We start from the raw sequence: 22265 nt of genomic DNA, 5'->3' as shown, positions 1-22265 counted from the left end.
CAGGCGCGTGTCCGACGATAACTATGATTTCGGGCAGGCGGCCGGTATTCCTGCGAACCCGGGCCCGCCGGAATGACGAAGGGAAGAAATGACCGATCTGGCCGCTGATTGTGCGCGCTGCGCGGCACTCTGCTGTGTTGCCCCGGCTTTCGCCAAGTCCTCCGATTTCGCCATCGACAAGCCCGCTGGGCGTCCGTGTCGGAATCTGAACGACGAATTCCGTTGTGATGTTCACGACGTGTTGCCGCAGCAGGGATTCCGGGGTTGCGTGGTCTTCGACTGTTTCGGCGCCGGGCAGCGGATCACCCAGGAGACCTTCGGCGGCCGGGACTGGCGGTCCGCCCCGGACATCGCCGGCGACATGTTCGCGGCGCTGCCGATCGTGCGGCAGCTGCACGAGCTGATGTGGTACCTGACCGAGGCGTTGCGACTGGACGAGGCGAAGCGGCTGCACCCGAAGCTGCGCGCCGCGCTGGACGAGACGGACGCACTGGCGGCCGGCAGTCCGGCACAGCTGCGGGGGCTCGACGTCGACGCGTACCGGGGCCGGGTCAATCCGCTGTTGCGCCGGGCCAGCGAGATGGCGCGGTCGCGCCTCGGCGGCCGCCGGCCGGACCACAGCGGAGGGCAGTTGATCGGGCGGCAGCTGCGCGGCGCCGACCTGCGCGGGGCGAGCCTGCGCGGGGCGCTGCTGATCGGCGCCGATCTGCGCGGCGCGGACCTGCGCCGAGCCGACTTCACCGGCGCGGACCTGCGCGGCGCGGATCTGCGCAGGGCGAACCTGGAAGGTGCGTTGTTCCTCACAGCGGCACAGCTGCGCTCAGCAGTGACGGACACCGATCACCCCTAAGATGGGCGCATGCCGCAGGTCTCCGGTCTGGTCTGGGTTCTGACCGTCACGTTCATCGTCGGACTCCTGTTCTTCGACTTCTTCTTCCACGTGCGCAAGGCGCACGTGCCCACGCTGCGCGAGGCCGCCGTGTGGTCGTCGCTCTACATCGCGATCGCGGTCCTGTTCGGCGTGGGTGTCTGGGCGTTCGGCGGATCGACCATGGGCGCCGAGTACTTCGCCGGGTACGTGACCGAAAAGGCCCTCTCGGTCGACAACCTGTTCGTGTTCCTGCTGCTGATGACCAGCTTCAAGGTGCCGCGCGCCGACCAGCAGAAGGTGCTGCTCTTCGGCATCGTGGTCTCGCTGGTGGCCCGGACCGGGTTCATCGCGCTGGGCGCCGCGCTGATCAACTCGTTCGCCTGGGTCTTCTACATCTTCGGGCTGATCCTGCTGCTCACCGCCGGCAACCTGCTCAAGGGCAAGAGCGAGGACGAGGGCGAGGCGCCGGACAACATCGCCGTCCGGCTGGCCCGGCGGTTCCTGCGCACCTCGGACACGTACGACGGGGACAAGCTCTTCACCCATCAGGACGGCCGCCGGGTGCTCACCCCGATGCTGCTCGTGATGGTGGCGATCGGCGGCACCGACATCCTGTTCGCCCTGGACTCGATCCCGGCGATCTTCGGACTGACGCAGAACGTCTTCCTGGTCTTCACCGCGACGGCCTTCTCGCTGCTCGGGCTCCGGCAGCTGTACTTCCTGATCGACGGGCTGCTCGACCGGCTGGTCTACCTGTCGTACGGGCTGGCCACGATCCTGGCGTTCATCGGGGTGAAGCTGGTCCTGCACGCGCTGCACGAGAACAACGTGCCGTTCATCAACGAGGGCGAGCCGGTCCCGGTGATCGAGATCCCGACCGCGCTGTCGCTGGCCGTCATCATCGGCGTGCTGCTGATCACTGTGGTGGCCTCGCTGCTCAGCCCGCGGGGCCGGGCGCGCACCACCATCTCGTCGGCCCGGCGGCACGCCAAGGAGTTCCTCGACGTGGAGACCGACCCGGCGTACTGCGACGAGATCTACCACCGGCTGCTGGCCGACGAGCAGACGCTGCGGCAGTTGCCGCCGAAGCACCGGGCGAAGGTCCGTCAGGAGGCCGAGCTGATGGAACTGTTGCGCCGGGCGCACCAGGTGCACGACGAGCGGATCGCCGAGGGCCGCTGCTTCGCCCCGGCGTCCAGGTGATCAGCGCCCCGCGTCCAGGTGATCGACGCGGCCGCTGACCGGGTGGTCAGCGGCGGCGGCCGTCGCTGTCCGGTGGGGTGAGGTACGCGGAGAGGTTGGTGGCCCGGTTCGGGTCGTTCTCGTCGGAGTTGGACGAGATCAGGCTGGCCACCCGGGCGGCCAGGGTCGCGGCGCGGGACGCCAGGTCAGGTTCGGCGTAACGGCTGTCCTGCTCGGCCCGGATCGCCTGCTCGGCGCGGATGGCGTCGGCCGCGATGCCGGGGCGGTCCTGATGTCCGCGGCTGCCCGAGGTGGGTGCCTCCTGGTACTCGTGCGCCTGCTGGTCGTACCCCTGCTGCTGGTAGGCCTGTTGCTCGTAGACCTGCTGGTCGTAGGCCTGTTGCCCGTAGGCGGGCTGCTCGTGGGCGGGTTGTTCGTGGACCGGCTGGTCGTAGGCGGGTTCCTGGTGGACGGCCTCGGGCGCCGGCACCGGCACCGCGCCGAGCAGCGTCACCGTCTGCCCCTGCCCGCCCTGGTAGTTGTTGAACTCCGGCCCGATGACCAGCCGGGACAGCAGGCGCGCCTGCACAGCCGCCACCCCGATCTCGCCGGCGTTCTCCACCCGGAACCGGGCGATCGCCTGCCGCATCACGTTGGCCAGGCGGTCGGCGTCGGCGACCGTGGCCAGCGCGCCGCCGGCGAGGACCAGAGCGGGATGGGTGCTGTCCGGTCCGTTGCAGACCAACTGGATCTGGGTGACGGTCCCGGTGCGCCCGGACTCCCGGTTGCCGGGTTGCACGCGCAGGTGCTGCGGCCAGAGCCAGAACATCTCGCCGTTACTCAGCGTCGTGCCGTCCCCATACGTATAGCGAACCCGGCGGTCCGTGACGAGCACGTCCGTCTCCTCGGGGAGGGTCCACCGCGGCAGCGAGGACGCCTCGTCGAACGCGTACTCGGCGACGGCGCAGCGGCCTTGCCAGAGCACTCGCTCACCGCTGTCGAGCGGTCCCGGATCGGTGCCCGCTGCGGACAGGAAGTGCTGGTGGAACATGTTTGCCTTCCCCGTGGTCGCCGCGATACGCAACACGCGGCCGCACTGATTACAGCCCGGTGCGGGCGGTGCCGCCAGTCACCTGACGCGAATCACACTCGAACTTCGGATATTCGACAGACACGGTGGCCCGGGCTGCACCATCGGCCGATCCGGGGATTACTTACGGTTACTGAAGAGTCCTTCGGGCGGCAGCGGGGAGGCGACCGCCGTGGCGTCCGGGACGGCGGCGGCGCCCGCGGTGAACCGGTCGAGGTCGGTCTCCACCCGGCCCGGGAACCAGTCGCCCGCGGCTCGCCGGGTCAACTCGTCGACCGGTAGCGGGGTGCGGCCGGCGATCACCACGACGTTGCCGAACCGGCGGCCGCGCAGCACTCCGGCGTCGGCGATCAGACAGGCCTCCGGGAGGGCGGCCCGGATGGTGGCGACCTGGCTGCGGGCGTGCCGCAGCGGCGGGCCGTCGGCCACGTTGGCGATCAGCCGGCCGGCCGGGGCCAGCACCCGCGCCACCTGCCGGATGAACTCGATCGAGGCGAGGTGGGCGGGGGTGCGGGCGCCGGCGAACACGTCCAGGATCACGACGTCGTACCCGGAGTCCCGCATCCCCTCCACCGCGGCGCGCGCGTCGCTCACGCGTACCCGGATGTTGGCATCGGCGGGCAGCGGAAGCGCCGCGCGGACCAGCTCCACCAGCGGCCCGTCGATCTCCACCACCCGCTGCGGCGAGCCGGGCCGGGTCGCCGCGAGATAGCGCGGCAGGGTCAGCGCGCCGCCGCCCAGGTGGAGCGCCCGCAACGGTTGCCCGGCCGGCGCGGCCAGGTCGAGGGCGGCGGCCATCCGGCGCACGTACTCGAACTGCAGGTGGGTCGGATCGGCCAGGTCGACGTGCGACTGCGGCGCGCCGTCCAGCAGCAGCGTCCAGGCGGTGTCCCGGTCCGGGTCCGGGCTCAGCTCGGCGACCCCCGAACCCACCGTCTCCACCCGCCCCCGGGACGTCCTGCGCTGTGCCATCCGGCCAGTATCCCGGGAGCAACTCGGTTGCGCGCCGCGGGGAACCCAACGATCACAACGGAAACTTCCGACGTATCCCGGCGTGAGCGCATTCGAGCAGCCGTTGTCACGGCGTGCGGTGGTGGCCGGGGCGGCGGTGGCCGTGGGCGCGGTGGCCGTGCCGGCCATCGGCGCACCCGCCACCGCGGCCCCCTCCACCCCCGTCGCGACGAGCCCGGCGTCCTTCCTGCCCGCGGACCCGCTGCTGCATCTGCTGCGCCGGGCCACCTTCGGCCCCGGCCCGGCGTCGATCGCCGAGATCCGCCGGCTGGGCGCCACGGCGTGGCTGGACCGTCAGCTCAACCCCGCCACGATCGCCGACAAGGTGGCCGACGGCCTGCTCGCCCGGCTGCCGCTGAGCGGGCTCGGTATCGCCGAGATCCGCGGTCAGGTGGCCGCCGGGAAGCTGAAGCAGTACAGCTGGGATCCGATGTGGCAGCTCGGCTTCGCCGCAGTGGGCCGGGCGATCTGGAGCGAGCGGCAGCTGTTCGAGGTGATGGTCGACTTCTGGGGCAACCACCTCAACGTCACCAGCCCGTCCGGCGACGTCTGGGACAGCCGGGTCGACTACGACCGCACCGTGATCCGCAAGCACGCCCTCGGGAAGTTCTCCGATCTGCTCAAGGCGTCGGCCCAGCACCCGGCGATGTTGACCTACCTGGACAACCGGTACTCGTCGAAGGACGCCCCGAACGAGAACTACGGGCGGGAGCTGCTGGAGCTGCACACCGTCGGGCTCGCGTACACCGAGGCGGACGTGCAGAACGCCGCGCGGCTGCTCACCGGGCTCACCGTCGACCACGCCACCGGCCGCTACAAGTACGACGGCACCCGGCACGCCGTCGGCGCGGTCCGCGTGCTCGCGTTCCAGCACGTCAACGCCACGACCACCGGTGGCGAGGCCGCGGCCCTGGCCATGCTCGACTACCTGGCCCTGCACCCGGCCACGGCCCGCCGGATCGTGACCAAGCTCTGCGTCCGGTTCGTCGCCGACGAGCCGCCGCCCACCCTGATCACCGCGCTGGTCAAGGTCTATCTGGACAACCGGTCGGCGATCACCCCGGTGCTGCGGGCGCTGTTCACCTCCGCCGAGTTCGCGGCGTCGGTGGGCGCCAAGACCCGTACCCCGCTGGAGGATCTGGCGGCGACCGTGCGCACGCTCGGCTACGGCCCGGCGGCCACCGGCACCAAGTTCCTGGAGAGCCTGTACTGGATGGTCCGGGACGCCGGCCAGGCGCCGCTGTTCTGGGGGCCGCCCAACGGCTATCCGGACGTGGCGGCCGCATGGGACGCGCCGTCCGGGTTGCTGGCCCGGTGGAACTTCCACCTGTCGATCGCGGCCGGCTGGTGGCCGGACACGCTGGTGCGGCCGGCGAACCTGACGACCGGGATGGTGGGGGCACTGCCGGCCACGTACGGCGCGCTGATCGAGGCGACCGGCATCCGCCTGCTGGGGGTCACGCCGTCGGCCAAGCAGATCGTGGCCCTGGCGGAGTTCTACGGGAAGACGCCGGCCTCGCCGCTGAAGGCGAACGACCCCGCTGTGACCTGGATGTTCCCGTACCTGATGGGGATGCTGCTGAACTCCCCGTCCTTCGCGTTGAGATGAGCGCCGAGATGAGCGTTGAGATGAGCGGCAAGATGATGATCACTGAGGCCTGCGAGTGCGACGACTCCCGCCGCGCGACGCTGTCCCGGCGCCGGCTGCTGGCCACCGGCGCCGCCGGGGCGTTCGCCGGGCTGGCCGGCTCCCAGCTCGACACCGGGCTGGCGTTCGCCGCCGACCCGGCGTACGCCGGCGACGTGCTGGTGCTGCTCTCGTTGCGGGGCGGCTTCGACGGCCTCTCCGCGGTGGTCCCGGCGGGCGACCCCGCCTACTACTCGTCCCGGCCGACCATCGCGGTGCCGAAGGCGCAGCTGATCGGCGCCGGCTCGTACTTCGGGCTGAACCCGGCGCTGGCCCCGCTGCTGCCGTACTGGACCTCCGGCAAGCTGGCCGCTGTGCAGGCGGTGGGCCAGCCGGCGCCGAACCGGTCGCACTTCGCCGCCATGGAGGATCTGGAGCGGGCCGCGCCGGGAACCTCGATCCGGACCGGCTGGCTGAACCGGATGCTCGGCTCGCTCGGCTCGGCCGACCCCTTCGCCGCGGTCGCGATGGGTACCGCCCGGCCGGCCCGGGTGTTCGGCGGCCCGGCGCCCAGCCTGAGCGTGACCAAGGTCGACGACCTTCAGCTCACCGGCGATCAGGCGGACCGGCCGATCGCGGCCACGATGCGGAAGCTCTACGACGGCGCGCCGCCGGCGCTCGCCCGGACCGCCGGCCAGCTGACCGGCGCGCTGGCCCGCGGGGCTCAGCTGCGGGCGGTCGGTTACACGCCGGCCGACGGTGCGATCTATCCGCAGACCGAGCTCGGCGCGGCGCTGCGCGACGTGGCCCGGCTGATCAAGTCCAACGTCGGGCTGATGAGCGCCACGGTCGACTCCGGCGACTGGGACATGCATGAGAACCTCGGCCCGGCGGTGGCCGGTCGGCGAATGTTCGACCAGCTCAAAGCGCTCGCCTCGGCGCTCGCGGCGTTCGCCGCCGACCTCGGTGAGACCGGCCTGCGCCGGGTCACGCTGATCACGATCAGCGAGTTCGGGCGCCGGGTGGCGCAGAACGGCTCGGGCGGGCTGGACCACGGGTACGGCAACATGATGTTCGTGCTGGGCGGCAACGTGCGCGGCGGCCAGGTGTACGGCCGGTGGCCCGGTCTGGCCCCGAGCCAGCTGCTCGACGGCGATCTGGCGGTGACCACCGATTACCGTGCGGTGATCGGGGAGATCCTCCGGGCCCGGTGTGGTGTCGGTGACCTGACCGGCGTCTTCCCCGGCGTCGCGGCCTCCAAATTGGGACTCGTCACCGCTATTTAAGACTTATTCCTCAAAACGGCCATCCGGCTCATGAAGCGCGTTCCACACTGTTTCCAGCACAGGGAGCGCGGAGGTGACCGGATGTCGAGCAACGTGCTGGCCGAGATCATCGGTGGACAGCGGCGGCCGCTGGGGCTGCCGCCGGACGGGGACATGCCCGCCATCCTGGCGGCCGCGCACCGGGCGGCGGGTCCGCCACTGCGGATCCGGCGGCACACCTCGGACGAGGGCGCCCCGTTCTGGCGCTGGGACTGCGACGGCTGCGGCGAGTACGGCGGCGGCCGGCATCACCCGGACGCCGTCAGCCGCGCCCTGCGGCACTGCCGGGAGCACCCCGAGCACCGCTCGTCGCTGCTGCCGCCGTCGCGCTGCAAGAAGCGCGACGACTATCTGCCGTTGCACCCGATGCTGTACGCGGTCGACGACGACCCGCCGCCCGAACCGTTGTCGATCTGACCGGGCCGGGCGGCGGGACGCGGGTCACTGCTGCGTGTCGCCGGCCCCGGTGCGCTTCTGCGCCTCGTCGACGCCCCGGTCGATCTGGTCCGCGTGCTTGCCGCCGGTCCGCTGGTCGACCTGGTCGCCGGCCTTCTCCAGGCCCTGGTCGACCTGCTCGTCGTGCTTGTCGGCGAATTCCTTGGCGTTGTCCATGAAGCCCATGGCGGTTGTCCTCTCTAGATCCGGGGGTTGCCGTTGCCGTTGCCGGTGCGCTTCTGCGCCTCGTCGACGGCCCGGTCGATGTGCGTGGTGTGCTTGTGGCCGGTCCGGCGGTCCACCGCGTCACCGACCTTCTCCAGGGCGGCGTCGACCTGTTTCTCGTGCTTGTCGGCGAACGCCTTGGCCTTGTCCAGGAAGCCCACGGTGGTCCCCTCCTTCTCGGCTCGCTGTGTTCTCTCCGCCCCCCGATTACCCAGAATTCCGGCAACCTTGCGGAACAGCGGGTCCTCAGTCACGTCGGCCAGGTCCGGGCCGAGCGGGATGCGCCAGTTCGGGTACTCGTCGAAGGTGCCCGGCAGGTTCGGCTGGCGGCGCTCCAGCAGCACGTCGTGCAGGGACGCGGTGACCAGGCGGCTCGGCGTACGCGCCAGGAACCGGTGCATCGCGACCACCGTGTCCTCGGTGCTCGCGTCCGGCTCCAGCAGGCCCTCGGCCCGGAGCCGGTCGAGCAGCTGGTCGCGGTCCTTGCGCCAGGTCGCCCACTCCTGCTCCACCGAGCCGGCCAGCTGGTTCAGCTCAGCACGGACCTCCACCTGCTCGCCGGAGAGGAAACCGGACGCGGTCGGCAGATCATGGGTGGAGATGCTCGCCAGCGCGTTGCGGGGATAGTCGGCGGCGGGCCGGTAATCGCCGTCACCCTCGTAGTCGCGGGTGAACCAGAGCACCGCGGAGCCGAGCATGTTCAGCCGTTCCAGACCCGCGGTCATCTCCGGCAGCACCGTGCCCAGGTCCTCGCCGATCACCACGGCGCCGGCCCGGTGCGCCTCCAGTGCCAGGATGCCGAGCATCGCCTCGGGGTCGTACCGCACATAGGTGCCCTCGGCCGCGCCCATGCCCGGCGGCACCCACCACAGCCGCCAGAGCCCGGCGACGTGGTCGACCCGGAGCCCGCCGGCATGCTGGAAGATCCGCCGCAGCATGTCCCGGTACGCCGCGTACCCGGTCTCGACCAGCCGGTCCGGGCGCCAGGCCGCCAGACCCCAGTCCTGGCCCAGCTGGTTGAACGCGTCCGGCGGCGCGCCCGCGCGTACCCCCGGCGCCAGCACGTCCTGGAGCAGCCATCCGTCCGCGCCGCCCGGGTCGATGCCGACCGCGAGGTCGTGCACGATGCCGACCGGCATGTCGCGGCCCGCCGCGTTGGCCGTCGCCAACTGCTCCTCCAGCAGGTGCTGGATCCAGGCGTGGAAGGCGATCCGCTCACTGCGGTACTCCCGCACGGCGGGCGCGTCCGGCCGCCGCAGCTCCGCCGGCCACTCCTGCCAGTTCGGCCCGTGCTCCTCGGCGAGCGCGCAGAACCGGGCGAAGTCCGTCAGGCCCGGGTCGCTGTCCAGGTCCACCGGACCGGCCAGCGGCCAGAGCAACTCCAGCGCGCCGAGCTTCGCGGCCAGCACCGCGTCGTAGTCGATCAGGCCGTCGGCCGGGGCGGCCGGGCGCAGCGCGTCCACCCGGGCCCGCAGCTCCGGATCCGCCTTCCGGTACGCCTCCGTGTCCGCCACCCGCAGGTAGAGCGGGTTCGCGAAGCGCCGGCTCGACGGCGAGTACGGCGACGCCGCGGCCGGCCGCAGCGGCGTGATCGCGTGCAGCGGGTTGAGCAGGATCAGGCCCGCCCCGCCGGAGCCCTCGACGAAGGTCCGCAGGTCACCGAGATCGCCCATGCCCCAGGAACCGGCCGAGTGCAGGGTGTAGAGCTGGAGCATCCAGCCCCAGGTCTCCGGCGCCTCCGGCAGTCGCTCCGGCACGACGACCAGGGTGCATCGCTGGTCGCCGACCTCGAGCCGGTGCCAGCCCAGCGGTAGGTCGGCCGGCAGCTCGTCCACCCGGCGGGTGCCGCCGTCCTCGAGGCTGATCACGCCGGGCACGGGCAGGGGCCGGGTGGCGCCGGTCCGCAGGACGATCGTGCCGGGGAGGCGCTGGTCCCGCTCGCGGTCGTCGATCCGGGCCAGCGCGGCGGTCACCGCCTGCGGCGTGCTCGCGTCCACGCCGAGCAGGCCGAGCACCCCGATCACGGACTCCGGCGAGACCTCGGTTCGCTTGCGGCGCCAGTTCTCGTACCAGGTAGCCACCCCGTAGGCCTCCGCCAGGGCGACCAGATCCGCATCCATCCCTACCCCCTTCGTCAGTACCGGATTCCTTACCCATTGCGTACATGGGTAAGGATTGGGGATATGGATTACATGGTGAAATGGTGGTCTAGGATCGCGGCGGCCGTGACCGGCGCGACGCTCGCCCTGGTGATACCGGCGCACGCCTGGGCGGCGAGCAACGGTGTCGCGGAACTCGCGGTGGAGGCCGCCCGCCGCCGGTCGCGGGGGCTCGGCTTCGGTGTGTTCGGCCTGCTCTGCTGCGTCGGCGTCATCGCTCTGGTCGTATTGGCGATAGTGTTGATTTCCCGGAACCGCAAGCGTCGCTGAGGTGACGCGCCCTAGCGTGGGTGGATGCGGATCGCCCTCGGCGCCGGAGTCGCGGTGGTGGCCTGTGTGCCGCTGACCGTCTCGGTGGCTGCCAACGCCACTCCGGACAGTCTCATCTCCCAGCGCCGGCCGGTTCTGGCCTCCTCCACCGAGAACGTCGCGTGGGCCGCCGGCGCTGCTGTCGACGCCGATCCGGCGAGCCGCTGGTCCAGCGCGGCGGGACCGGGCACACAGTGGCTCCGGGTCGACCTGGGTGCCGCGCAGAAGGTGCGCCGGGTCCGGCTGAGCTGGGCCGGGTCGTACGCGAAGGCGTACCGCCTCCAGGTCTCCGGTGACGGTGCGGTGTGGACCGACCTCTACCGCACGGCGTCGGGCAACGGTGGCGTGGACGACGTGAAGAACCTCGCGGGCACCGGGCGCTACCTGCGGGTCCTGGCCACCCGGCGCGGTGGGCCGGGTGGGTACTCGCTGTGGGACGTCCGGGCGTACGGGCCCGGCCCCGCCGCCCCGGTGACCGAATCGGCGCCGGCCACCGCCAGGACGCCGCCGGCCGCGGCCGGCCTGAGCGCCGCGGCGAAGAAGGAGACCGCCTTCAAGCTGGTCGCCAGCGCGGAGAACTCGACGCTGGACTGGCGCCGCCAGTACGGATACATCGAGGACCTGAAAGACGGCCGGGGTTACACCGGCGGCATCGTCGGCTTCTGCTCCGGCACCTCGGACATGCTGGCCGTGGTCGCCGACTACACGAGGCGCCGGCCGGGCAACAAGCTGGCCCGCTATCTGCCCGCTCTGCGGGCGGTGAACGGCTCCGGCTCGCACCGGGGGCTCGACCCGGGATTCCGGGGCGCCTGGCGGGCGACGGCGGCCGACCCGGAGTTCCGGAAGGCGCAGGACGCTGCCCGCGACCGGATGTACTTCACGCCGGCGGTGCGGCTGGCCGTGGCGGACGGTCTACGGGCGCTGGGCCAGTTCGCCTACTACGACGCGGCGGTGATGCACGGGGTGGCCGGCCTTCGGGAGATCCGGGCGCGGGCGGTGGCCGCGCGGCGTACGCCCGTGCGCGGTGGTGACGAGATCAGCTATCTGAGCTCGTTCCTGGACGCCCGGGCCGCCGAGATGCGCACCGAACGGGCGCACCGCGACACCAGCCGGGTGGACACCGCGCAGCGGGCCTTCCTGCGCCGGACCAACCTCGACCTGGTCGCGCCGCTGACCTGGCACGTGTACGGGGACCGGTACACCGTCGGACGGTGATCCGGTCCCCGCGTCACGGGCAGGTCAGGCGCGCGTCCACTTCTGGTTGGCGCCACCGACACAGTCCCACAGGTGCAGCCGGGCGCCGTTGGAGTTGTTCCACTCGGCGATGTCGACGCACCGGTTGGCGGAGACGTTCACCAGGTCACCGGCGGCCGACAGGGTGAACCGCTGCACCGCGTTGCCGTTGCAGGTGACCAGCTGGATGGGCGTGCCGTTGGTCAGCGCGCCGCCGGCCGGGTCCATGCACTTGCCCAGCGCGCGCACGGTGCCGTCGCTGTTGAACGACCACTGCTGGGCGCCGGAGTTGTTGCAGTCCCACATCTGCAGGCGCGTCCCGTCGGCGTTGTTGGCGTTCGGGATGTCGATGCAGCGCCCGTTCCAGTTGCTCTTCAGGGCGTTCCCGCCGGCCGGCGGCGGGGTGGTGGAGTCGCTCCAGGCGTTGACCCGGACCCAGTCGACCAGCATGGTCTGCGGGAACGAGGTGCTCGCGTCCGGGCTGCCCGGCCAGGTACCCCCCACTGCCACATTCAGGATCATGTAGAACGGGTGGTCGAAGACCCACTGCCGGCCGCCCAGCGAGGCCGGGGTGATCCGGAAGTACTCCGAGCCGTCCACGTACCAGACGATCAGGTTCGGCGACCACTCGACGGCGTAGTTGTGGAAGGCGTCGGCGAGCGGGGCGCCGAACGTGCGCTTGCCACCGATCGAGGCGCCGCCGGAGTAACCCGGGCCGTGCACGGTGCCGTAAAGGTTGTTCGGCTCCTTGCCGACGTTCTCCATGATGTCGATCTCGCCGGCCTGGGGCCAGCCGACGCTGCCCATGTTGTCGCCGAGCATCCAGAACGCCGGCCAGATGCCGTTGCCGCGCGGGACCTTGATGCGGGCCTCGAAGCGCCCGTACCGCTGGGTGAACTTGCCCGAGGTGAGGATCCGGCCGGAGGTGTACTGGCAGCTGCCGTACCAACACTGGAGGTTCGAGGGGTTCTCCCGGCGGGCGGTGATCGCCAGGTTGCCCTGACCGTCCTGCCGGACGTTGTTCGTCGAGTTGGTGTAGTACTGCAGCTCGCTGTTGCCGAAGCCGCCGCCGCCGATGTCGAAGTTCCACTTCGAGCCGTCGACGGGTGTGCCGGCCGCACCGTTGAACTCGTCGGACCAGGTGATCGGGCCGACCGCGGCGTCCGCGGTGTCGCTGCGGGATGCGATCGTGAGGGAGCCGGCCAGGGTGAGTGCCACCGTGGCCACGCCGAGTAGGACGCGTAACTTACGCATGGGGGATCCTCCGGGGGCGAGGGAAACCATTAACATGTAACAGTCTTTAAAGTTCGACTGTCATCGGTCAATGGAGACGGGTTCCGGAACCGCCGGATAACAGGGTTTTCTCAGAATTTCTGGAAAAGTTCCGGCAGCAGGGGCGGCTGCCAGCCGGGGAGCGAGGTGTGCAGCTCCCGTACCCGGTAGATCTTGCCCTGGTGACGGACGTACTTCCCGGGCTTGTACGTGGTGTAGGTCTTCCAGCCGGTCGCGTTCACGGTGACCTGGGCAGTGACCCGGACCTGGTCGACCAGCATGGTGTCCGGCCGGCGCCCGCCGGCGGCCGTGTTCAGGGTCAGCACCAGCGGCTGGCCGGAGACCTCGGGAACGAACCGGAGGACCTGGCGGCCGTCGACCGACCAGACCAGTGCGCCCGGCGACCAGTCGATCACGTATGTGTGGAAGTCGACGTCGTCGACCTGGTCGTCGCCCAGCACCTCGACCCGTCCGGCGGGGAGGTTGCCGTTGCGGTCCAGCACGCCGAGCGCGCGCCAGGCGCCGCCCTCACGGTCCATCCGGATGCGTGCCTCCGCCCGCCCGTTCTTCTGGGTGATCGGCTTCTGAGCGCGGAGCCGGGTGGCCAGCCAGAGCTGGCCCTCGCCGGTCAGCTGAGCGCCCCGGGGATCGCCGTCGACCGCCCACCGGCCGCCGTCCGGCGCGCTGCCGGCGGCGCCGTCGAAGTCGTCGGTGAGCACCGAGCGGCTGATCGTGTCGGCCGCCGTGGCGGGCGTGCCCGGCCCGGCGACCAGCGCCACCGGTGCGACACCGGCGGCGAACACCGCGGCCGCCAGCAGCGACCGCAGTACGCGCGCGCTCTTCAACCCTGACCCCCACCCTCGACCGGTCCGCGCTGCACTCTGATCGAGGAAGGGGGCTCAGCGCAAGAGCCGCGGCCTAGTCGTAATGCGGGGCGCGGGTCTCGTGCATGGCCAGCTCCTCGGCGCTCGCGCCGCCGCCGGCCGCACCGGCGTCGTACGCCACGCTGTCCGGCTCCTCGTCCCAGCCCGAGCCCTCGTCCGGCGCGACCAGCCGGCCGACCGGCCGTGGGCTTTCCTCGTCGAGCTGGCCGTCGTCGTAGAGCGAGATCGGCGAGTGCGGGTCCGAGGTCGGGCTCGCCTCCCAGACGTCCCGGTCGAAGTTGCGCTGCTCCGGGTCGTCCACCGTCTCGCTGACCGGGTCGCGCAGCGGCTGCTCCGCGTCCTGGGCGCCGAAGTCCGGTTCCTCCTGCCGCAGGCGGCGGTCGAGCGACTCGCCCTGCCGCTGCTCCTCGGCGGTGTCGCCGAACCGGTTCGAGCCGCCGGGACCCACACCGGCGAGCGCCGCCGGGTCCGGGCCGTCGCTCCAGCGCGGACTGTCAACCTCGTCGTACGCCGTGGAGTCGTCGTCGGCGGTGTCCGGGAGCCCGGACGCCTCCGGGTCGCTGACCTCGGCCGGGTAGTCGTTGTCTCGCATGTCCGCAATCTACCCACGGGTGGGGCCGGTCATACCGGCATCGTCACCCTGCCGACGCTCGGTCTGCGTGGAGGACGGCTCGGCCTCGAGCGTCGCGGGGGACGGTTCCGCCTCGAGCGTCGCCCACACCACCTTGCCGTCGGCGAGTGCGAGATGGCCCCAGCGTGCCGACACGGCGTCGATCAGGAGAAGACCACGTCCGCCGTACGACGTGGGCCCGACCGGGCCGGTGAACCGCGGGATCGTGGGGGAGTGGTCGCGCACCGCCACGCTCATCCCGTCGCCGTTCGTGGCCAGCAGCACGCTCATCGAGGTGCCCGCGTGCGCGACCACATTGTTCACCATCTCGGTCGCCACGATGCAGGCGTTCCCGGCCAGCTCGGGCTGCTCCCAGCGGCCACACGCCTCGGTGATCAGCTCCCGGGAGCGGCGGGCCGCGCCGACGACCGGCTCGAGGTCGAGGCTCACCCGGCGGCCGGTCTCCGGACTGCCCAGCGCGGCAAAGGCGTCGGCCGCGGCGGGCCAGACCGGCCATCCGCTGGGCTGCCAGGTCGCGTTGTCGGCCCGGCCGGCGAGGGCCAGATGGGCGCCCGGCCAGTCACGCGTCTCGTCGAGGATCTCGCGCAGCACTGCGACCGACTCGGCCTGGGCCACCTGGAGATCCGTCACGTCGACCACGACGGCCTCCGGCTGTGTGGCGAGGACGTCGAGCAGGGCCGAGCGGATCGGGGCGACGGTCTCGGCGTCCAGCACGCCGGCCAACCGGACCAGCGGATAGGTCCGGTCGCGGTCCACCTGGTGACGAACCTCGCTCGGCATGATCGCTCCATTGTGCATAACGCGTGCCCTCCTCGCATTTCGGCGGGCATGAGGATCGGTTCGGCGTCGCCGCTGACGAGCATGAATCCATAAATGCGGTCATACGCCCTTGTGGGGCTTGGTCAAGGAGTACCCCCGCTGGGTGGTCTCATGCCCGATCCGGGCCCCCCAAGCCGATCAACCCCGGCGGGCCAGGGCGGCCAGCACGCTCTCGTGCAGCAGGCCGTTCGTCCCGACCACCGAGCTCTTGTCGGCCGTCGGCCGCCCGTCCAGGTCGGTGATCTTGCCGCCCGCCTCGGTGACGATCGGGATCAGCGCCGCCATGTCCCACAACGACAGCTCCGGCTCCGCCATCGCGTCCAGCGCGCCCTCGGCCAGCAGCATGTAGCCGTAGAAGTCGCCGTACGCCCGGCTCCGCCACACCCCCAGCAGGATGTCCATCATCCGGTCCAGCCGGCCGATCTCGGCCCAGCCGTTCAGGCTGGCGTAACAGAAGCTCGCGTCGGTCAGCTTCCGCACCGACGAGACGGTGATCCGGGTGGCCGCGTGCTGGTGCTTCCCGGCGAACGCGCCCTGCCCGCGCGCCGCCCACCAGCGCCGCCCCAGCGCCGGTGCGGAGACCAGGCCCACCACCGGGGTGTCACCCTCCATCAGCGCGATCAGCGTCGCCCAGATCGGCACACCGCGCACGAAGTTCTTGGTGCCGTCGATCGGATCGATCACCCAGTACCGGCTGCCGGGGCCGGCCGCCGCGGCGGTCCGGCCGAACTCCTCGCCCAGCATCCCGTCGCGTGGCCGGGCCCGCGCCAGCGTTGCGCGGATCGCCTTCTCCACCGCGGTGTCGGCGTCGGAGACCGGCGTCAGGTCCGGCTTGGCCTCGACCCGCAGATCCAGCGCCCGGAACCGTGCCGTCGAGATGGCGTCCGCCGTGTCAGCCAGCAGGTGGGCAAGCGCAAGATCATCCGAATAACCAGCCATGCCCAGAAAGTTAGTGCACGAGAGCGCCCGCGGTCGGGTGGGTCACGCCGATCTCAAGATCGCTTCGGGGTCAGTGCGCCGGACCGTCCTCGGCTGCCTGGTCACGCGCGTCCGGCTCGCCGGCGCGAGAGCTCAACAGCCTGCGGTACGACGTCAGGCGGCGCGCGTCGGCATGCCCGGCCGCCACCCAGGCGTCCAGCTTGCAGTCGGCGTCGGCGGCGGTGTGGCCGCAGTTCGGCTGGTCGTCGAGGGTGCCCTCGACGAGGTCGGAGAAGCCGTGGAGCAGGCTCTCGGCGCTCACGTGGGCCAGGCCGAAACTGCGGATCCCCGGGGTGTCGATGATCCACCCGGGGTCCTTGCGTGACCTGCCGACCGCCGGCAGGCGCAACGCCACCGCGCTGGTCGAGGTGTGCCGGCCCTTGCCGATCGCGCTCACCACCCCCACCGCCCGCAACGCGTCCGGGACGAGCCGGTTGACCAGCGTCGACTTGCCCACGCCGGAGTGGCCGACCATGACCGAGATCCGGCCGGCCAGGCGGTCGCGCAGCTCGTCCAGGTCGCTGCCGGGGCGCACCAGCACGTGCGGCAGGTCGAGTTCGGCGTAGTAGTCCAGCACCTGCTCCGGGCCGGCCAGGTCGGCCTTGGTCAGGCAGAGCAGCGGCTCGACGCCCGCGTCGTACGCCGCGACCAGGCAGCGGTCGATGAAACCGGTTCGCGGGGGCGGGTCGGCGAGCGCGCTGACGATCACCAGCTGATCGGCGTTGGCGACCACCACCCGCTCGAGCCGGCCCTCGGGGGTGGTGTCGTCGTCGTCCGCGGTGCGGCGCAGCACCGAGGTGCGCTCGCCGATGCGGACGATCCGGGCCAGCGCGCCGGGCGCCCCGGTGACGTCGCCGACCAGGGCCACCCGGTCGCCCACCACCACCGACTTGCGGCCCAGCTCGCGGGCGCGCATCGCGGTGATCACCTCGAGGTCGCCGACGTCCTCGCGGACGCATCCGTACCGCCCGCGATCGACCGTGATCACCAGGGCGTCCACGGCGTCGTCGTGCTTGGGCCGGGTCCGGGTACGCGGGCGGGACGACCGGCCCGGCCGGATCCGGACGTCGTCCTCGTCGTACTCCCGCTTACGCCCTGGCAGCTTCAGCTCCTCGCCACGAGTCCCGCCCAGAGTTCGGGGAACTCGGGCAACGTCTTCGACGTACAACTTACGTCGGTGAGCTGAATGCCCGGCACGGCGAGGCCGACAACCGCCGCGGCGTGCGCCATCCGATGGTCCGCGTAGGTCTCGAAGGCGGTGCCGTGCAGCGGCCGCGGCTCGATGCGCAGGCCGTCGGGGAACTCGGTCACGCCCGCGCCGGCCTTGCCCAGCTCGGTGGCGAGCGCGCGGATCCGGTCGGTCTCGTGACCCCGGATGTGCTCGACCCCGCGCAGCTCGGACGGGCCGTCGGCGAGTGCGGCCAGCGCCGCGACCACCGGGGTCAGCTCGCTCACCTCGGAGAGGTCGGCGGTGATGCCGTGCAGCGAGCCGGTGCCCCGCACGGTGAGGCCGTCTGCCGTCCGGGTCACCTCGGCGCCCAGGCCGGTGAGCAACTCGGCCAGCCGCTCCACCGGCTGCCAGCTCTGGGCCGGCCAGCCGGCCAGCGTGACCGCGCCGCCGGTGACCATGGCAGCGGCGAAGAACGGCGCGGCACCGGACAGGTCCGGCTCGATGGTCCAGGTGCGCCCGCGCAACGCGCCGGGCTCGACCGCCCACACGTCGGGCACGCTCTCGTCGACCGTGGCGCCGGCCGCGCGCAGCATGTGTGTGGTCATCCGCAGGTGCGGCGCGGACGGCACCGGCGGGCCCTCGTGGCGCAGCACCAGGCCCTTGGTGAAGCGCGGCGCGGACAGCAGCAGGCCGGAGACGAACTGGCTGGATCCGGAGGCGTCGATGACCGCCTCACCGCCCTCGACCAGGCCGGCGCCGCTGACGGTGAGCGGCAGCCCGCCGGTGGGCGAGGCCTCGATCGCCACGCCCAGCGAGCGCAGGGCCTCGACGATCGGCCGCAGCGGGCGGTTGCGCGCGTGCGGGTCACCGTCGAACTCGACCGTGCCGTCGGCCAGCGCGGCGGCCGGCGGGAGGAAGCGCATGATCGTGCCGGCCAGACCCACGTCGATCCGGGCCGGACCGCGCAGCGGCCCCGGCTCCACCAGCCACCGGTCGTCGTCGGTGGTGTCGACGGCGACGCCCAGGGCCCGCAGCCCGGCGGACATCAGCATGGTGTCCCGCGCCCGCAGCGGCGCCTCGATCACCGACGGCCCCTCGGCCAGGGCGGCGAGCACCAGGGCGCGGGCGGTCATCGACTTGGAGCCGGGAAGCCGCACGGTCGCGGTGACCGGGCCGGACGCGGACGGGGCGAGCCAGGGGCGAGGTTCAGCAGTCACGGTCGCCATTCTGCCGTCGGCCCCCGGCAATTCCCGGCCGCATTCCCGCCCGGCGGGACACTTCCCGCTGTTTCCCACGTTCTCGTGAACGACTCCGGCCCGGCCGGCAGGGGCGGACGTCAGGGCCGCTCAGGGCGTACCGTGCTGCGCATGTGCGGCCGATACGCGACCACCCGGAGCAACGCCGACCTCAGCACGTTCTTCGAGGCCGTCGATGTCGCGGAGCCGTTGCGGCCGAGCTGGAACGTGGCGCCCACCGACCCGGTCCCGCTGGTGCGCCAGTCACGGAGCCACGGTGCCCGGGTGATCGACACCGCGCGCTGGGGTCTGGTGCCGCCGTGGGCACCCGACCTGCGCGGTGGAGCCCGCATGATCAACGCCCGGGCCGAGACGGTGGCCACGCTGCGGTCCTTCGCCCCGTCGTTCGCCCGGCGCCGCTGCCTGGTGCCGGCCGACGGCTGGTTCGAGTGGGTGCGCTCCGGCAAGGAGAAGCAGGCCTTCTACATGACCACCGGGGACGGCTCACCGCTCGCCTTCGCCGGGCTCTGGTCGGCCTGGGGCCCGGAGTCGGTGCTCACCTGCAGCGTGGTGACGACCGCGGCGGTCGGTGGCCTGGCCCGGGTGCACGACCGGATGCCGCTGATCCTGCCGGCCGAGCGGTGGTCCGACTGGCTCGCCGGCGGCGGCGACCCGGACAGCCTGTTGCGACCCCTCCCGGAGAGCGATCTGGCCGCCATCGAGGTGCGCGCGGTCGGCCCCGATGTCGGCAATGTCCGCAACAATGGTCCGGCCCTCGTCGAGCCTGCCGTCCAGGTGACACTTTTCTGAACGAGAGAAGATCAGCGATGGTCTTTGTCGTTTATGCGGGTATTTGAAATCGACAACTTTGTTTCAAGATAGATCAACCCCTTGTTCTGATCTTGTACGGTGCGGTAGAAACCAGCGCCGGAGTGGTGCTGGACCGTAAGGTGCGGCCCGGCCGCCACAGCAGTTCCGGTCCCACGGGGGAGGTGGGCTGATGACACGAGCGCGCATGCCGCGTCCGCACGAAGTGGCCATCGCGCGACGCGACCCGCGGCTGCTCGAGGCGATCGCGCAACGACGCACCGACGAGGCCTGGCGGACGCGAGGCGTCTGCCGGAGCGTGGATCCGGAAACGTTCTTTCCGGCGCCGAACGAGCCGTCCGGCGGAGCCGTCGCACTCTGCGGCACCTGCGATGTGCAAGGGCCATGCCTGGCCTGGGCACTGCAGGTCGGCGACTGCCACGGCGTCTGGGGCGGCACCACGCCACGCGAACGGCGGGCCATGCTGGTGGCCTGGCGGGAACGCGTGCAGGCCGACGGCGAACTGGTCGAGGACGAATCAGGCGACGAGGAACGCCGTTTCCTGACCCTCACCCCGGTGAGCCGCTGATAGAAACGGAGCTTGTGCCCAGCTCCACGCGCAAGACCGCTACGCAGGCGAGCCGAGCCCAGGCAGGCGAAGCCGAGGCGCCCCGGCCCGGGACCCACAGCTCCCGGGCCGGCAGGCCCCCGGCCACTGCCCCCTGCCCCGGCGAGACCCGGACGATCGACACACCACGCGGCCCAGCCGCCGTGCGTGTCACCGACCCCGACGGCGAGGCCCGCGCCCTGCTGGTCCTCGGCCACGGCGCCGGCGGCGGTGTCGACGCCCCCGACCTCGTCGAGCTGCACGACGCCGCGGTCGCCGCCGGCGTTCGCGTGGCCCTGGTCACCCAGCCCTACCGGGTCGCCGGCCGCCGCGCCCCCGCCCCGGCCACGCACCTCGACGAGGCGTGGATCACCGTCGTGCGCGCTCTGGCCGTACCCCCCACGCCCCTGATCCTCGGCGGACGCTCCAGCGGAGCCCGCGTCGCCTGCCGCACCGCTCACCCCCTCGCGGCCGCCGCAGTCCTCGCCCTCGCGTTCCCCCTGCACCCACCCGGCAGGCCCGAGAAGTCCCGCGCCGCCGAACTACCCACCGACATCCCCACGCTGGTCCTCAACGGCGACCGTGACCCTTTCGGCATCCCCACCGCCACCGGCCTGATCGAAGTGATCACCCGCCCCGGCGCCACCCACGACCTCCGCAAAGACGCACCCACCACCGCCGCCCTGGCCATCCACTGGCTCCGCACCCAAAACCTGGCCACCTAACCCCTGTGTGTGAAGTTGCGGCGCAATCCGAACCCGAACTTCACACATCCCTCCGCCACCCACCCAGTTCGTCCAACTGTCCCAGCTCAACCCGCTGTCCCCCCCCGCTGAGCCCAGCCATTGGCCGCACCCCAAGTCGTGGTGCGCCCGTCGGCGTCCCGGGCGCCAAAAACAACCAGGCGCAGCCGTCCGTTGTTTTTGGTGCCCGGGACGCCGACCCCTCGGGGCGCACCACCGCCGAGCGACAGCGAAGGCCAGCAAGCACAGCACCACCGCCGAGCGACAGCGAAGGCCAGCAAGCACAGCACCACCGCCGAGCGACAGCGAAGGCCAGCAAGCACGGAATGCAACTTGCGCCTTCGCGGTTACACCACCTGGATGCTTCAGCGGAAGGGGTAATTCTGGTGGGTGCCGGAACCGAGTACGTCCAGCGTGACGGCCGGGAGGCGACCCGGGTGCGCAGCCTGTTGAGCTCTCCCGAGTGGCCCGCGGCGGAGGCGCCGATCGTGACACCTTCGGTGAGCGTCGGCACACCGGCGGTTTTCGAAGGCGTAACAGGGGCACTACCCGTATCCTCGGCGGGGCGGTCGAGGGGAGAATCCAGGGTGGCCCAGAAGGAGCGAACCGACGAGCGCCGGAGGCGCTTCGAGCGTGACGCGCTGCCGTTCGTGGATCAGTTGTATGCCGCGGGGCTGCGGATGACGCGCAACCCGGCGGATGCCGAGGATCTCGTGCAGGAGACGTTCCTCAAGGCGTACTCCGCGTTTCACCAGTTCGAAGAGGGCACGAACCTGAAGGCCTGGCTGTACCGGATCCTGACGAACACGTACATCAACTCGTACCGGCGTAAGCAGCGGCAGCCGGTGCAGGCGCCGACCGAGGAGATCACCGACTGGCAGCTCGCGTCGAGCGAGTCGCACACGTCGCAGGGTCTGCGGTCGGCTGAGACCGAGGCGCTCGACCGGCTTCCGGACAGTGACATCAAGGAAGCGCTGCAGTCCTTGCCGGAGGATTTCCGGCTCGCCGTCTACCTCGCCGATGTCGAGGGTTTCTCGTACAAGGAGATCGCCGACATCATGGGTACGCCCATCGGTACCGTCATGTCCCGGTTGCACCGGGGCCGGCGCAATCTGCGCAAGCTGCTGGAGCAGTACGCGTCCGACCGGGGTATCACCCGCACGCCCGCGGCCGAGCCGCAGGAGGCGTGACCGGGATGAGCAACGACGATCACGACAGCGACTGCAGCCTGGTCCTCGGCGAGGTCTACAACTATCTGGACCTGGAGTGTTCCGAGGAGCGCCGCCGGCTGATCCAGAAGCACCTCGACGAGTGTTCCGGGTGTCTGCGCGAGTTCGGCATCGAGCATGACGTGAAGGCTCTGGTGGGCCGCTGCTGCGGCGACGAGCGCGCCCCGGCGGAGTTGCGTGACCGGCTGCGGCACAAGCTCGACCAGCTCGAGGTGCAGAGCGAGACGAGGGAATTCCTCCCCTGACACGGGTGTTTCGCCCACCGAGGGCCCGGCAGCACTGCTGCCGGGCCCTCGTCAGTTGTCCGCCAACTCAGCTGTTGGGGCGCTTGCCGTGGTTGGCGCTGCTCTTCTTACGAGCCTTCTTCTTCCGGGCCTTCTTGGCCATGGCCGGCCTCCTGTTCTCCGCGGTTGACTCGGTGC

At 71.5% G+C, this 22265-nt stretch carries 23 protein-coding genes and 1 pseudogene; 12 read left to right on the top strand and 12 right to left on the bottom strand.

The window, feature by feature from the left end:
* Positions 1-238 precede the first annotated feature (238 nt).
* Positions 239-850, top strand: a complete 612-nt coding sequence (locus AC0NH5_RS03800) for a pentapeptide repeat-containing protein (RefSeq protein ID WP_474399901.1) — start codon at positions 239-241, stop codon at positions 848-850.
* Between the two features lie 9 nt (positions 851-859).
* A pseudogene (locus AC0NH5_RS03795) lies at positions 860-1846 on the top strand (TerC family protein); the annotation flags it as partial.
* Positions 1847-2120: 274 nt separating this feature from the next.
* On the opposite strand, the gene AC0NH5_RS03790 reads toward AC0NH5_RS03795, so the two are convergent.
* Positions 2121-3104, bottom strand: a complete 984-nt coding sequence (locus AC0NH5_RS03790; RefSeq protein WP_474399899.1) for a translation initiation factor 2 — start codon at positions 3102-3104, stop codon at positions 2121-2123.
* Positions 3105-3263: 159 nt separating this feature from the next.
* Positions 3264-4115 (bottom strand): spermidine synthase, encoded by an 852-nt coding sequence (locus AC0NH5_RS03785; protein WP_474399897.1) that lies wholly within the window; start codon positions 4113-4115, stop codon positions 3264-3266.
* Between the two features lie 82 nt (positions 4116-4197).
* Between AC0NH5_RS03785 and AC0NH5_RS03780 the strand changes: the two genes are divergently transcribed.
* The 3 genes from AC0NH5_RS03780 (at position 4198) to AC0NH5_RS03770 (ending at position 7523) form a co-directional block, all read left to right on the top strand.
* Positions 4198-5763: a DUF1800 domain-containing protein gene (locus AC0NH5_RS03780; protein ID WP_474399896.1), complete on the top strand. Its 1566-nt coding sequence runs from the start codon at positions 4198-4200 to the stop codon at positions 5761-5763.
* A gap of 8 nt (positions 5764-5771) precedes the next feature.
* The gene (locus AC0NH5_RS03775) at positions 5772-7067 is read left to right on the top strand and encodes a DUF1501 domain-containing protein (RefSeq protein ID WP_474399894.1); all 1296 of its coding nucleotides are present in this window, start codon (positions 5772-5774) and stop codon (positions 7065-7067) included.
* Between the two features lie 81 nt (positions 7068-7148).
* A complete protein-coding gene (locus AC0NH5_RS03770) occupies positions 7149-7523 on the top strand; it encodes a hypothetical protein (RefSeq protein WP_474399892.1) in 375 nt (124 codons plus the stop codon).
* 24 nt (positions 7524-7547) lie between these two features.
* On the opposite strand, the gene AC0NH5_RS03765 is transcribed toward AC0NH5_RS03770, so the two are convergent.
* Positions 7548-7727, bottom strand: coding sequence for an antitoxin (locus AC0NH5_RS03765; RefSeq protein ID WP_474399890.1), 180 nt, complete (start codon positions 7725-7727; stop codon positions 7548-7550).
* Positions 7728-7741: 14 nt separating this feature from the next.
* The gene (gene malQ / locus AC0NH5_RS03760; protein ID WP_474399888.1) at positions 7742-9886 is read right to left on the bottom strand and encodes a 4-alpha-glucanotransferase; all 2145 of its coding nucleotides are present in this window, start codon (positions 9884-9886) and stop codon (positions 7742-7744) included.
* Between the two features lie 63 nt (positions 9887-9949).
* On the opposite strand from malQ, the gene AC0NH5_RS03755 reads away from it, so the two are divergent.
* On the top strand, positions 9950-10195 hold the full coding sequence (locus AC0NH5_RS03755; RefSeq protein WP_474399886.1) for a hypothetical protein: 246 nt from the start codon (positions 9950-9952) through the stop codon (positions 10193-10195).
* Positions 10196-10219: 24 nt separating this feature from the next.
* Positions 10220-11449 carry a chitosanase gene (locus AC0NH5_RS03750; protein WP_474399883.1) on the top strand — a complete coding sequence of 410 codons (1230 nt, stop codon included), beginning with the start codon at positions 10220-10222 and terminating at the stop codon, positions 11447-11449.
* 24 nt (positions 11450-11473) lie between these two features.
* On the opposite strand, the gene AC0NH5_RS03745 is transcribed toward AC0NH5_RS03750, so the two are convergent.
* The 7 genes from AC0NH5_RS03745 to aroA form a co-directional block, all read right to left on the bottom strand.
* Positions 11474-12721 carry a family 16 glycosylhydrolase gene (locus AC0NH5_RS03745; RefSeq protein ID WP_474399882.1) on the bottom strand — a complete coding sequence of 416 codons (1248 nt, stop codon included), beginning with the start codon at positions 12719-12721 and terminating at the stop codon, positions 11474-11476.
* Positions 12722-12831: 110 nt separating this feature from the next.
* A complete protein-coding gene (locus AC0NH5_RS03740; protein ID WP_474399880.1) occupies positions 12832-13584 on the bottom strand; it encodes a carbohydrate-binding protein in 753 nt (250 codons plus the stop codon).
* Between the two features lie 73 nt (positions 13585-13657).
* On the bottom strand, positions 13658-14215 hold the full coding sequence (locus AC0NH5_RS03735; RefSeq protein WP_474399878.1) for a DUF5709 domain-containing protein: 558 nt from the start codon (positions 14213-14215) through the stop codon (positions 13658-13660).
* 9 nt (positions 14216-14224) lie between these two features.
* Positions 14225-15034, bottom strand: coding sequence for an ATP-binding protein (locus AC0NH5_RS03730; RefSeq protein WP_474399875.1), 810 nt, complete (start codon positions 15032-15034; stop codon positions 14225-14227).
* Between the two features lie 177 nt (positions 15035-15211).
* The gene (hisN, locus tag AC0NH5_RS03725; protein ID WP_474399873.1) at positions 15212-16012 is read right to left on the bottom strand and encodes a histidinol-phosphatase; all 801 of its coding nucleotides are present in this window, start codon (positions 16010-16012) and stop codon (positions 15212-15214) included.
* 70 nt (positions 16013-16082) lie between these two features.
* Complete coding sequence (rsgA, locus tag AC0NH5_RS03720) at positions 16083-17153, bottom strand: ribosome small subunit-dependent GTPase A (RefSeq protein ID WP_474400352.1); 1071 nt, start codon at positions 17151-17153, stop codon at positions 16083-16085.
* Positions 17154-17155: 2 nt separating this feature from the next.
* Positions 17156-18448, bottom strand: coding sequence for a 3-phosphoshikimate 1-carboxyvinyltransferase (gene aroA, locus AC0NH5_RS03715; protein WP_474399870.1), 1293 nt, complete (start codon positions 18446-18448; stop codon positions 17156-17158).
* 141 nt (positions 18449-18589) lie between these two features.
* Here aroA and AC0NH5_RS03710 point away from each other — a divergent pair, with 141 nt between their 5' ends.
* The 5 genes from AC0NH5_RS03710 to rsrA all read left to right on the top strand — a co-directional run bounded on the left by AC0NH5_RS03710 (position 18590) and on the right by rsrA (position 22088).
* The gene (locus AC0NH5_RS03710; protein WP_474399867.1) at positions 18590-19267 is read left to right on the top strand and encodes an SOS response-associated peptidase; all 678 of its coding nucleotides are present in this window, start codon (positions 18590-18592) and stop codon (positions 19265-19267) included.
* Between the two features lie 190 nt (positions 19268-19457).
* Positions 19458-19853 (top strand): WhiB family transcriptional regulator, encoded by a 396-nt coding sequence (locus tag AC0NH5_RS03705; protein ID WP_474399864.1) that lies wholly within the window; start codon positions 19458-19460, stop codon positions 19851-19853.
* A gap of 182 nt (positions 19854-20035) precedes the next feature.
* Positions 20036-20596: an alpha/beta hydrolase family protein gene (locus tag AC0NH5_RS03700; RefSeq protein ID WP_474399861.1), complete on the top strand. Its 561-nt coding sequence runs from the start codon at positions 20036-20038 to the stop codon at positions 20594-20596.
* A 404-nt stretch (positions 20597-21000) separates the two neighbouring features.
* Positions 21001-21804 carry a sigma-70 family RNA polymerase sigma factor gene (locus tag AC0NH5_RS03695; protein WP_474400350.1) on the top strand — a complete coding sequence of 268 codons (804 nt, stop codon included), beginning with the start codon at positions 21001-21003 and terminating at the stop codon, positions 21802-21804.
* A gap of 5 nt (positions 21805-21809) precedes the next feature.
* Positions 21810-22088, top strand: a complete 279-nt coding sequence (gene rsrA, locus AC0NH5_RS03690; protein WP_474399858.1) for a mycothiol system anti-sigma-R factor — start codon at positions 21810-21812, stop codon at positions 22086-22088.
* Positions 22089-22155: 67 nt separating this feature from the next.
* On the opposite strand, the gene AC0NH5_RS03685 is transcribed toward rsrA, so the two are convergent.
* Entirely contained in the window at positions 22156-22230 is a 75-nt protein-coding gene (locus AC0NH5_RS03685; RefSeq protein WP_369752275.1) for a 50S ribosomal protein bL37, read from the bottom strand.
* Positions 22231-22265: the final 35 nt, after the last annotated feature.

Source organism: Actinoplanes sp. 13 (genome assembly GCF_056134165.1).
The sequence above is the reverse complement of the archived record's forward strand: the minus strand, read 5'-3'. Positions and strand labels throughout refer to the sequence as shown.

What these genes read in the sequence shown, in the direction of transcription:
- AC0NH5_RS03790 (WP_474399899.1), bottom strand. Translation starts at nt 3,104, where the DNA reads ATGTTCCACCAGCACTTCCTGTCCGCAGCGGGCACCGATCCGGGACCG.
- AC0NH5_RS03785 (WP_474399897.1), bottom strand. Translation starts at nt 4,115, where the DNA reads ATGGCACAGCGCAGGACGTCCCGGGGGCGGGTGGAGACGGTGGGTTCG.
- AC0NH5_RS03775 (WP_474399894.1), top strand. Translation starts at nt 5,772, where the DNA reads ATGAGCGTTGAGATGAGCGGCAAGATGATGATCACTGAGGCCTGCGAG.
- AC0NH5_RS03770 (WP_474399892.1), top strand. Translation starts at nt 7,149, where the DNA reads ATGTCGAGCAACGTGCTGGCCGAGATCATCGGTGGACAGCGGCGGCCG.
- AC0NH5_RS03765 (WP_474399890.1), bottom strand. Translation starts at nt 7,727, where the DNA reads ATGGGCTTCATGGACAACGCCAAGGAATTCGCCGACAAGCACGACGAG.
- malQ (WP_474399888.1), bottom strand. Translation starts at nt 9,886, where the DNA reads ATGGATGCGGATCTGGTCGCCCTGGCGGAGGCCTACGGGGTGGCTACC.
- AC0NH5_RS03755 (WP_474399886.1), top strand. Translation starts at nt 9,950, where the DNA reads ATGGATTACATGGTGAAATGGTGGTCTAGGATCGCGGCGGCCGTGACC.
- AC0NH5_RS03750 (WP_474399883.1), top strand. Translation starts at nt 10,220, where the DNA reads ATGCGGATCGCCCTCGGCGCCGGAGTCGCGGTGGTGGCCTGTGTGCCG.
- AC0NH5_RS03745 (WP_474399882.1), bottom strand. Translation starts at nt 12,721, where the DNA reads ATGCGTAAGTTACGCGTCCTACTCGGCGTGGCCACGGTGGCACTCACC.
- AC0NH5_RS03735 (WP_474399878.1), bottom strand. Translation starts at nt 14,215, where the DNA reads ATGCGAGACAACGACTACCCGGCCGAGGTCAGCGACCCGGAGGCGTCC.
- AC0NH5_RS03730 (WP_474399875.1), bottom strand. Translation starts at nt 15,034, where the DNA reads ATGCCGAGCGAGGTTCGTCACCAGGTGGACCGCGACCGGACCTATCCG.
- hisN (WP_474399873.1), bottom strand. Translation starts at nt 16,012, where the DNA reads ATGGCTGGTTATTCGGATGATCTTGCGCTTGCCCACCTGCTGGCTGAC.
- aroA (WP_474399870.1), bottom strand. Translation starts at nt 18,448, where the DNA reads ATGGCGACCGTGACTGCTGAACCTCGCCCCTGGCTCGCCCCGTCCGCG.
- AC0NH5_RS03710 (WP_474399867.1), top strand. Translation starts at nt 18,590, where the DNA reads ATGTGCGGCCGATACGCGACCACCCGGAGCAACGCCGACCTCAGCACG.
- AC0NH5_RS03705 (WP_474399864.1), top strand. Translation starts at nt 19,458, where the DNA reads ATGACACGAGCGCGCATGCCGCGTCCGCACGAAGTGGCCATCGCGCGA.
- rsrA (WP_474399858.1), top strand. Translation starts at nt 21,810, where the DNA reads ATGAGCAACGACGATCACGACAGCGACTGCAGCCTGGTCCTCGGCGAG.